Below are 3,279 nucleotides of genomic sequence, written 5' to 3'. Positions count from 1 at the left end.
CACCTCGTAAATAGGTGGACACCTATGCTCCTCGCTCAGAGTGCTGTTGAGTAGACGTCGATAATGGATCGCTTACCTTTCATGTGCGCACTAATGCTTTACGGTTACAACAATCTCTTGCTGTTATTTAAGATGAAAATCTATTGTTAAGCAGCGGCGCCACTCAGTTTCTCAGCCGCGTCGTTAACCTTTTGCATAAAAGCGGTCGCCTTTTGAATATCGGCTGCGGTTCCGCCGCGTTGCATTACCTTGTCAGGGTGGTGCTCCATGGCAAGCTTGCGTTGCGCTTTCTTGATTTCGGTCGGACTCGCATTCGCTGAGACGCCAAGAATCTCATGCGGAGACACTTCTTTCGGCTCTGTGCACGTGCTTTCATTGCGCTGGGGCTTTGGCGACTCGTTGCGGTAGCTTTGCTGGGGCTTTGGCGACTCGTTGCGGTAGCTTTGCTGGGGCTTTGGCGACTCGTTGCGAGTTGACGTTGGGAAAACCATAAATAGTCCGGCCCCCAGTCGGTTGTTGCCAGCGTCACCTTTTATCCAAACCAAGACGAAAGGAAATGCATTTCCTTGCCGCTCACCGGGTGACGCGGTGCCGAACCGCAGTAGGAAGATTTGCCTCAACGGCTCCTGCATGCGCTTGTCTGCGCCGACAGTAATGTTAAAGCTCCCGAATGGCATCGCCTTGGAGGGCTGCACATTTCCGTACGCACGGAAATTACTAGTAAGCACGAATGCGGAACCAATGGATGACATATTCTTTGTTTATCCAGTCATAGAATGGGACGGAAACACCCCATTATCATGGGGTTAGGTGATCCTAAAAATCCACACACGCATGATTACTTGGTCAGGCCAAGATGTCTTTCGAAAGTCCTCAACTATTTCGTAAAACATTGCTCGACGTATGTCGCAAGGGCGCCCTTCAAATTCTGCATCCATTGTGTGTCAATATAGGTTATACCCTATCCTGATGTCAGGTCAGCCTTGTCATTATTGTCAGGTTAGGGCTTGTTTCGGAATTTGTTGACGCCTCTGTTTCAGCATCATAGATTTCAACCTGACACATCCACCGGAAGGCGGTCATGAACGGGCAACGCGTGGGCTACGTTCGGGTCAGCACGTTCGAGCAAAACACCGAGCGTCAGCTTGACGGCGTGAAGCTGGACCGTACCTTCACCGACAAGGCGTCGGGAAAAGACACGAAGCGGCCGCAGCTCGACGCGCTGCTCACCTTCGTGCGCAGCGGTGACACGGTGGTCGTGCACAGCATGGACCGGTTGGCGCGGAATCTTGATGACCTGCGCCATATTGTTCAGTCGCTGACTCAGCGTGGCGTGCGGATCGAATTCGCGAAGGAGTGCCTGACCTTCACGGGCGAGGATTCGCCGATGGCCAACCTCATGCTGTCGGTGATGGGCGCGTTCGCAGAATTCGAGCGCGCGCTGATGCGCGAGCGCCAACGCGAGGGGATCGCACTGGCGAGACAGCGTGGTGCGTATCGCGGCCGCAGGCCTGCTTTGTCCGATGCGCAGGTCGTCGATCTGCGGCGTCGCGTGGAGGCCGGTGAACGCAAGGCGCAGATCGCCCGCGATTACGGGATCAGTCGCGAAACGCTGTACCAGTACCTTCGCTCGGTGAGGTGACGCATGCCCCGCCGCGAACTGCTTACGCCAGCGCAGCGCTTCCAATTGTTCGCGTTCCCCGATGATGAAAGCGAACTTATCCGTCTCGCCACCCTGTCGAAGGAAGACTTCGCGTTCGTGCGTCAGCACCGGGGCGATCACAATCGTCTTGGCGTGGCGGTCCTCATGATCTACCTGCGCTATCCAGGACGCGTTCTCGCTCCGGGTGAGAAACCGCATGCGCCGATTCTCGGTATCTTGGCGACGCAGTTGCGGGTCACGCCCGCGGTGTGGGATCTGTATGCAGCGCGCGATGAGACGCGTCGGGAGCACCTGCAGGAGCTGCTGGCCCGCTCGGGACTGGTCCAGTTCGATCGACATCGCTATCGCCAGTTGGCCGCTTTCCTGCTGCCGATCGCGATGCAAACGGCGCAGGGCATTGTCCTCGCGCAGGCTGCTGTGGACGAACTCCGGCGCCAGCATGTGCTATTGCCGCCGGTTGCCGCCCTCGAAAAGCTCTGTGCGACCGTCGGCACACGCGCGCAGCGCGAGGTGTACCGGCTGCTGACCGCGCCGCTGACCACCACACAGCGCAAGGAACTCGACCAGTTACTGCAGCCGTTCGCACCTCGCCCAATTAGCAAGCTCGCGTGGATGCGCCAGTCGCCGGGCGAGCCGAGTGCGAGAGCCGTCCTGGCGCACATTGAGCGCCTGCAGGCGATCCGCGCGCTCGGGCTGTCGGCAGACATCGGGCGCAGCGTTCACCAGAACCGGCTGCTGCGGCTGGCGCGCGAAGGCGGGCAAACGGCGGTGTACCAGCTCGAGGAGTACGAGACCGAGCGGCGTCACGCCACGCTCGTCGCCATTCTGCTCGACACGGCGGCAACGCTTACCGACGAGATCCTGAACCTGCACGATCGTCTGATCGGCTCGTTCTTCACAAAGTCCAAGCACAAGTACGAAAAGCGCTTCGCCGCGGAGGGCAAGGCGGTCAACGACAAGGTTCGTCTGTATGCGAAGGTCGGCGCCGCGCTGATTGCCGCGAAAGAGGCCGGTGATGATCCGTTTCGGGCGATCGAGGCAATTGTCCCGTGGGAGACGTTCACCGTGTCCGTTCGCGAAGCCGAGCAGCTGGCGCGTGACGCAGAATTCGATTCAACCGCGTTGTTGGTGGATCACTACGCGCAGTTGCGGCGTTATTCGCCGACCTTCCTTGATACCTTCGATTTCCGCGCCGCGTCCGCGCGGCAGGACCTGATGGACGCGATCGAAGCCTTGCGCGTGATGAATCACATCGACGCCCGCAAAGTACCGGCCGATGCGCCTACGGGTTTCATCAAGCTGCGCTGGGAGCGGTTCGTGTTCAAGGAAGGTGGGATCGACCGGAAGTTCTATGAGCTTGCCGCCATGAGCGAGCTGAAGAACGCGCTACGCTCGGGCGACGTATCGGTGATCGGTAGCCGGCAGTTCAGAGACTTCGACGACTATCTGATGCCGCGCGCGACGTTCGAGCAGCAACATCGCGACAGCCAGCTTGGACTGGCGGTCGAAACGTCGTCCACGGCCTATCTCAACGAGCGCCTAGTGTTCCGTCCCAGAAATAACTTTACATGGAATTGTGTTGCTCTATGATCAAGCGAAATTGAGTGGAGGCGATC

The 3,279-nt window shown here is 58.6% G+C and carries 3 protein-coding genes; 2 read left to right on the top strand and 1 reads right to left on the bottom strand.

Going from position 1 to position 3,279, the window contains the following annotated elements:
- Nucleotides 1-146: 146 nt before the first annotated feature.
- The gene (locus tag DID99_RS38265; protein ID WP_260444789.1) at nucleotides 147-347 is read right to left on the bottom strand and encodes a J domain-containing protein; all 201 of its coding nucleotides are present in this window, start codon (nucleotides 345-347) and stop codon (nucleotides 147-149) included.
- A gap of 734 nt (nucleotides 348-1,081) precedes the next feature.
- Between DID99_RS38265 and DID99_RS36085 the strand changes: the two genes are divergently transcribed.
- The gene (locus tag DID99_RS36085; RefSeq protein ID WP_124668683.1) at nucleotides 1,082-1,642 is read left to right on the top strand and encodes a recombinase family protein; all 561 of its coding nucleotides are present in this window, start codon (nucleotides 1,082-1,084) and stop codon (nucleotides 1,640-1,642) included.
- Nucleotides 1,643-1,645: 3 nt separating this feature from the next.
- Nucleotides 1,646-3,253, top strand: coding sequence for a DUF4158 domain-containing protein (locus DID99_RS36080; RefSeq protein WP_260444788.1), 1,608 nt, complete (start codon nucleotides 1,646-1,648; stop codon nucleotides 3,251-3,253).
- Nucleotides 3,254-3,279: the final 26 nt, after the last annotated feature.

It is taken from the genome of Burkholderia sp. Bp8986 (genome assembly GCF_003854225.1).
Taxonomy (GTDB): domain Bacteria; phylum Pseudomonadota; class Gammaproteobacteria; order Burkholderiales; family Burkholderiaceae; genus Burkholderia.
The sequence above is the reverse complement of the archived record's forward strand: the minus strand, read 5'-3'. Positions and strand labels throughout refer to the sequence as shown.